This window comes from Nocardia sp. NPDC051990 (assembly GCF_040680755.1).
GTDB lineage: Bacteria > Actinomycetota > Actinomycetes > Mycobacteriales > Mycobacteriaceae > Nocardia.
In genome coordinates this window covers 216,732-222,872 of sequence record NZ_JBFAXH010000009.1, presented here as the reverse complement: position 1 = coordinate 222,872, position 6,141 = coordinate 216,732, and the positions used below count along the sequence as shown (strand labels likewise).

General features: G+C 63.2%; 6 protein-coding genes. 4 read left to right on the top strand and 2 right to left on the bottom strand.

Translation table 11 applies throughout. The features are described 5' to 3' along the window. Positions 1–682 precede the first annotated feature (682 nt). The 3 genes from AB0L63_RS19525 to AB0L63_RS19515 are packed head-to-tail and all read left to right on the top strand — an operon-like array spanning position 683 to position 2,270. Positions 683–1,570, top strand: a complete 888-nt coding sequence (locus AB0L63_RS19525; RefSeq protein ID WP_364502459.1) for an alpha/beta hydrolase — start codon at positions 683–685, stop codon at positions 1,568–1,570. Between the two features lie 14 nt (positions 1,571–1,584). Beyond that, positions 1,585–1,878 carry a hypothetical protein gene (locus AB0L63_RS19520; protein ID WP_364502456.1) on the top strand — a complete coding sequence of 98 codons (294 nt, stop codon included), beginning with the start codon at positions 1,585–1,587 and terminating at the stop codon, positions 1,876–1,878. Next, positions 1,875–2,270 carry an NmrA family NAD(P)-binding protein gene (locus tag AB0L63_RS19515; RefSeq protein WP_364502453.1) on the top strand — a complete coding sequence of 132 codons (396 nt, stop codon included), beginning with the start codon at positions 1,875–1,877 and terminating at the stop codon, positions 2,268–2,270. Before AB0L63_RS19520 ends, AB0L63_RS19515 begins: the two co-directional genes overlap by 4 nt. A 569-nt stretch (positions 2,271–2,839) precedes the next feature. Here AB0L63_RS19515 and AB0L63_RS19510 read toward each other — a convergent pair. Both AB0L63_RS19510 and AB0L63_RS19505 read right to left on the bottom strand, forming a co-directional pair. Beyond that, positions 2,840–3,229 carry a hypothetical protein gene (locus tag AB0L63_RS19510; RefSeq protein WP_364502451.1) on the bottom strand — a complete coding sequence of 130 codons (390 nt, stop codon included), beginning with the start codon at positions 3,227–3,229 and terminating at the stop codon, positions 2,840–2,842. Between the two features lie 256 nt (positions 3,230–3,485). Continuing rightward, on the bottom strand, positions 3,486–3,905 hold the full coding sequence (locus tag AB0L63_RS19505; RefSeq protein WP_364502449.1) for a hypothetical protein: 420 nt from the start codon (positions 3,903–3,905) through the stop codon (positions 3,486–3,488). Between the two features lie 894 nt (positions 3,906–4,799). Between AB0L63_RS19505 and AB0L63_RS19500 the strand changes: the two genes are divergently transcribed. After that, positions 4,800–5,723, top strand: coding sequence for a hypothetical protein (locus tag AB0L63_RS19500; protein ID WP_364502447.1), 924 nt, complete (start codon positions 4,800–4,802; stop codon positions 5,721–5,723). Positions 5,724–6,141: the final 418 nt, after the last annotated feature.

The window sequence follows — 6,141 nt, the reverse complement described above, 5'->3', positions numbered from 1 at the left end:
AGGTCGTCACCGGCGAAGGCGACGTCGATATCCGAAGAAGTACCCATGCTCCACGATGCACGGAACACCACCCGAACTTGCTCGGGTCGCGGCATTACAGAGCGCTCGGCGATTACGGTGGGCTCGATGGAATGTGCAGGGGTTCATGGGCGAAGGCCGAATAGGGCAGTGTGGCTCCGGGCTTCGGCGGATCGGACATGTCGGCGGGGTCGGGTATAAGACCTGTTCGGTCAGTGAGTTGCTGGACGAAGGACATCGGGTGGGCGACAAGCGCTGGGTAGCGATCTAGCGGCGGTACCTGGGCATCGGGACGGCCGGATCAATACGGGAGGACATGCTGGCCCTGGCGGCGCTCATCGCCCCGGATCTTCCCGCGATCGCGGACAGGATCCGGACGACGGACGACGATCCGCGAGGCGCGAATCGGGAAACGATGACACTCCGCCCCCGACGCGCAGGCACTACAGGCGATGGTGGCCGAATTCGGCCGGCGCTACCCGCATATCCTGGAAATCGCAACGGCCGCGACCGGCGGCGTCTCCGGCGTCGGCTAGGGCTGCGACGAGCAATTTGAGTTCGAATTCGCCCTCGATCTGCTGCTCGACGGCGCCGACAGGCTACACCGGCACGGTTGGAATTCACGCGGGATACAAGCAACCACTGGACCCCACGGAGGGTGGAGATGACGAACCTGACCCCACGGGTCGCGGCCTGGCAGCGATCGGGCACGTTCGAGCAGGTCGGAGGCCACAAGATCTTCCTACGCGAGCGCGCGGGAGCCGCGGATCTACCGCCGCTGCTGTTCCTGCACGGATATCCGTCGAGTTCCTACGACTGGCGAGACGCCTTCGACCTGATCGACGGGCATCCACTGGTTGTGTTCGATTTCCTCGGCTACGGACTGTCGGACAAACCGCGGGATGAGCAGTACTCGCTCCGAATACAGGCCGACATTGCCGAGGATTTGGCGCAACGGTTCGCGGGCGAGCCGGTCGTTATGGTGTCCCACGATATGGGCAGCTCGGTCGCGACCGAGATCATCGCACGCGACATCGACGGCACATTGTCGTTCACACTGAAGTCGGCGCTGCTGTTCAACGCGAGCCTGGTCCGGGAGCGGGCCAGCCTGCTGCGGGGACAGAAACTCCTGCTGAGCCGGTTCGGGCCGCTTGTCAGTCGGCTAACCACCGAGTCGTCCTACCGTCGTTCGTTCAGGGGCATCTTCTCCCGGGCGCACCCGCTCGGCGTCGAGGAAGCGGCAGACCAGTGGTCGCTGCTGGCCTGCAACGATGGTCACCGCATGCTGGACAAGCTGATCTACTACAACCACGAACGCGTTACTCCACCGACCTCCGACCGCTGGCACAACGCATTACGCACCTGGCCCGGTCGGCTGGAGCTGGGTTGGGCCGAGCTGGACCCCATCTGCACCGAGGCCGTGCTCCAGGCGATACTGCGCCTTCGCCCGCACGCTGTGGTGACCCGCCTGCCGAATTTGGGCCATTACCCCCAGATCGAGGACCCCGAGCGCGTCTACGACGTCATCCGGCGACACGCATCGCAAGGGTGATCGACACGGGTCGATTGGCGCGCGACCCCGACAGGCGGCGATGCGGAGAAACTCTCCCCGAAGCCCGCGCCGCCGCCGTCGTGATCGGCGTGGTTGATGAACTCCACTGCGAATCCCATGCGGCCCATGGCGATATGCGGCAGAAGCGGTTGGTGATCAAGTGCGTGACCGTGGTTTCGCTGCACTCGTGCAGCGTCGCTGCGCCGATCCTGCTCGACGAGGTACAAGCAGGCTGGGTCGAACCAGTGTCCCGAACGGACGGCCAGCCGACTCCATCGTGTGATGCGATGCGCGCTGCCGGGCAGTGAGCGCCGCCGACGCCGGCGATCTGTGCGCGACCGCCCTGCTCGACCCGCAACACCACGCCAACGCCCCAATCATCTACCCGCCGGGCCATGAGCTGCTCTCCCAGCATCAGATCGCCGACATCATCAGCGAGGAAACCGGGCGCGAAGTCCGCTATCAGTACATCACCGCGAACGATTGGAGCCGCCAGCTGCTGGCCCACTCCGGGGGCCTGCCCAACCACGCCATGATCCAGCACATCACCACCCAGACAAAGATGTGCGAGGACAACACCACGATCTTGCGCAAGGACATCGACCCCTCGGCCCTCGCAGCGGCCAGCGGCCGCCCCCCGCTGACCTTCCGAAACTTTGTGCGGCAACACCGCTCAGCATTCGGAGCCGCCGACGCATGAGCATCGAGCTGTTGGCCTGAGCCGCAACCACATTCAACGCAAGAGCGTCAACGCCGCCAAACCACGAACTTTCGGTCCGGCCGCCACCAGCAGCGCGAACACGATCCACGGTGATCCCCTGTGGTAGTCACAGTAGAACCGCAGGGCACTGCGGTGGTGGGAGCGGACTTTGCGGAATGGTGCGGACCGCATACTGCCGCCCTCCCTGGAATGCCCAACGACGGCGCCCTGCTCGGTGTCCAGCTACCCCAGTCGACTGCCCGGGCGCTCTCCTCCAGTCGAGCCAGGCGAGTTGTGCCAGGAAGAACACGAGACCGGCCACCCGCATCTCCACATTGTGTTGCAGGCAGTTCCGTATATTCTTCGCTGCTGGCAACCCTGTTACACGGACTAACCGACGAAGAGTTCGATACACACTCATCGGCAGAAGAGGACGTTCGCCGGACGCGCGATAGGCGGCAGATGAGGACGTTAGTGGGCACCAGGCCAGCGTCTGTCGGAGCCGCACAGGCGTGAGAGCAGGAGCGCCTTGCGAACATTTGCCCACCGGAAGGTGTCACTGCCCGTCGCTATTCGACGGCGATCAGGTCTCGGATGCCGGCGACCTGGTGCAGTGCGCCCGAATCCTGCACGGCCGCAACAATTCGGTCGACCGCGTCCAGGGCCGAGATCGTGAACTCGCGGACGATGTCGGGTTGCACGCCACGCTCGAGGCTCACCGGAACATGGGCCAATAGGTCGCAGAACAAGGGCCGCTCGGCAAGGCTGTGCGCAAAGCGGGCGGCCAGGTGCTCCGGCGTGGTCGCCGCATCGTCCGCGAGCTGGGCTGCGACCGCCTGCGCGTGCTGGGGGATCACCCTCGGGGCGAAGCCGCGCGGCTGGCAGCCGATTTCCGCGCTCTCCCGGACGTCGAGCTCGCGCTCGCCGTCCCGGTTATCGGTGACACTGTCGCGCCGCACAGGGCGCCCCCGACATCGACCCTGCTGCGCTTCGCGCGGCCGACGCACTGACCCGTACTTCCGGATGACCCGGCGGCCGCCGCCGAGGAAATCCAGCGGCGACGGGAGGAGATCGGACTCTCCTAATTCGTCTTCGGCGCCGACTTCGCCATCCGCTCATGCCGCTGGGCGCGCGGTCGACGGACGATATGTGCTGCGACGCAAAACATCCGATATTGAGCCTACAACTTACTTGACGAATTCCCGGTGCGCGACACTAGGTCAACGATTCCGCGTAAGCCCGCGCGTCAATGGCTTCCAGGGTGGCGATCTCAGCGTCGTCAATTGCCATCAAGGCATAGTCGATCGACGCCGAGGCATAGCCCTCCGCGTCATCGGCTCGACGATTTGCAACATTCAGGTTGTGAGTGTCTTTCTTGGCCGCAATAGTGTTCTTGATTTTCTCGACCCGCTTGTTGTGCTCCGCCTGGAGTGTTTCCCATTCGGAAGCTGCGGCAGCCTTCCTCGCTGCGACATTCGCCTTGAATGTATCCTGCCTGACTTTTGCTTCCGCTTTGGCGGAGTCGATTGCGGCATCCATTTTCTTCTCGGTTTCTTTCTGAGCCGCCGCTATCTTCTTCTCAGTACTCTCTGCATGGTCTTTAAGTTCATGCACCTTTTCCGAAATCTTCGTCATTATTCTCTCCTTTCATTTCCTAAAATATCCACAAACACTATTGTAGCCGGTGGCCGGCCGTGTTCAAAGGCAAGGTGTATGGCGTTCGCCGCGGAAACTACGACCAGAGCCTGTGATGAATCTGCCTCGACAGCCTTGTCCCAATCTGACGGTGTACCAGTGAGTACCCCGAGTGGCGGGGCCGCGATTCCGGCCTACATCCAAGTTGCCAACGAAACCGGTGCGAGACTCGCAGGCTGCAAAGCCACATTCGGCTACATGATCCTGCCCACGGAGTCCAATCCACCTCCTGGGCCTTCATCGGCCGGGCCTGTAAGTCTGGGCTGGCGCCCTCGATGAGGTCGATCGGCGGCTGCTACGACAACGCCGTTATCGAATCCTTTTGGGGGCGGCAATTTCCACACCCCAACGCCGATACCAACATCACATAATCGGCATGAGCGCGCACTTGAGCCCGCTAGAGCCAGCCCCTGTGGAGCGGATGGCGGGCAGGCGGTGGTTGGAGCCGTGGGTGCGGCGCAGAGGTTATTCGGCTCCGGAACGTGTGTCGAGGATGAACAGTGCGTTTGACGTGCAGGTATTTGATCGGACCCCGGTCGAGTTCCGCAGCGGATTAGCGTCTGGGAAGAAGTAGGCCGAGAATATATCTCTGCTGGTAGAAGCCCTGCCGAACCTTTACCGGCTCCCCGGTCAAGGATCGGCGGAGGGTCTGTGCATATTCGGCGGGTCACATCCATCGACGCTGGCCTGACCCGGTGCGGCGGCCGTTCGGTGAGGCTTGGACGACGGTTTCCAGACCAGGGGAAGGGGCCGTAGCCCCACCCGGTCAGGGGTTGCGGTCGTGATGGTCGCCGAGCGGCGGCGTTGTCAGGGTGGGTGCTTAGGCTCGGCGGCATGACTCAGAGGACGACAGTTACGGAATTGGTCGAACTGGACGACGAAACCCGAGAACGCTTGGAGGCTCTAGTTCCCAAAATCGAGGAGCTGGCGGACGTCTACTGCGATGCGGGCCACCCTATGCCGGGCAGCGCACTGGAGTCCGATTTCAAGGTGCTGACCACGCAGACGACCGTGGCAACCATCCCCGTCATCGGGTTGAACGCGCTCGACCACCTGCAAATGGCTGCCAGGGGTGTGCTGCGCGCTCGTCAGATCTCGGCGTTCTCGACCTTCACCCTTGTTCGGTCGGCGATCACTGCCGCTGGACTCGGCGGGTGGATTCTCGCTGCCGAGACGGAGAAGGAACGGCAATCCCGGACGCTCTGCGTGGCGTACCACGAGGCCAAGAACAACCGAACCGCCGCCCGTGAACTCGTCAACAATCACGCCGAGCGGGATGCCACGCCGGAGAACCAGCACTACAACGCGCGCCGAGACTCCGCGCTTAGCACGATCGAACAGTTGAATGCCCAACTCGACGCGATCGTGGCTGACGCTGTCCGCATCGGGGTAGGCGACAGCCCGACCGCAGAGACGATAAAGAAGCACATCAAGGAGAAGCCAACCGACACCGAGATCATCGGCGCTGCCGCTGCTCTCGTCGCACCGCACGCGTACTACGCCGACTTCGGCGCCAAGAGTGAGATCGTGCTCCGATGGCGGACCATGAGCGCCCACGCCCACGGGTTGAGTTGGGCCGCGCGCATGTCGGTGGTCGAGGCGACGACCGACGAGGGTCGCCAGTTGTCTATCTGGAACCCACAAGGTGAGGATCTGCTCCAGGGGATACAGGTCGCGTGGGATCTCATGTACGGCATGACCGATAGGTACATCGAACTAATGGGAAGGCGTTCGGCGTCGCCGGACGCCGTGAGCTGAGTCCGGCCCTTCTGTTACCCACGCGGTGGGGGCTGCACCAGTCCGCGCCGACCTATCCGGAACTCGGCATTACCGAGCGCTCTCATATGATCTCGCCAGCCGTCGCATCAACCGTGTGGTCAGCCAGATCCTGCCAAGATCTTGACTCAAGACAGCGGGCGTTTGGCAACGCTGCTCGTAGCATCGTTGATATGCCTTGTTCTCAGGAGGGCAAGAATGTAGAGCGGCCGTATCGAACCCGCGGATTCTGTCCGGGCTGCGGCGTGCCGATGCCTGCTGGGTTGCGATCGGATGCGAAATTCTGCTCGGATGCGTGCCGCTCACGGCACTGGCGATGGTGCAGGCAGGGGCGAGATCGTGTTCTGGCCCTGCGAGATGACGATGCCCGCCGGCGCTGCCCCGAATGTGGGAGTTCGTG

Bases quoted from the DNA above. Each gene is read 5' to 3' on its own strand.
- AB0L63_RS19505 (WP_364502449.1), bottom strand. From the start codon at position 3,905: ATGACGAAGATTTCGGAAAAGGTGCATGAACTTAAAGACCATGCAGAG.
- AB0L63_RS19500 (WP_364502447.1), top strand. From the start codon at position 4,800: ATGACTCAGAGGACGACAGTTACGGAATTGGTCGAACTGGACGACGAA.
- AB0L63_RS19525 (WP_364502459.1), top strand. From the start codon at position 683: ATGACGAACCTGACCCCACGGGTCGCGGCCTGGCAGCGATCGGGCACG.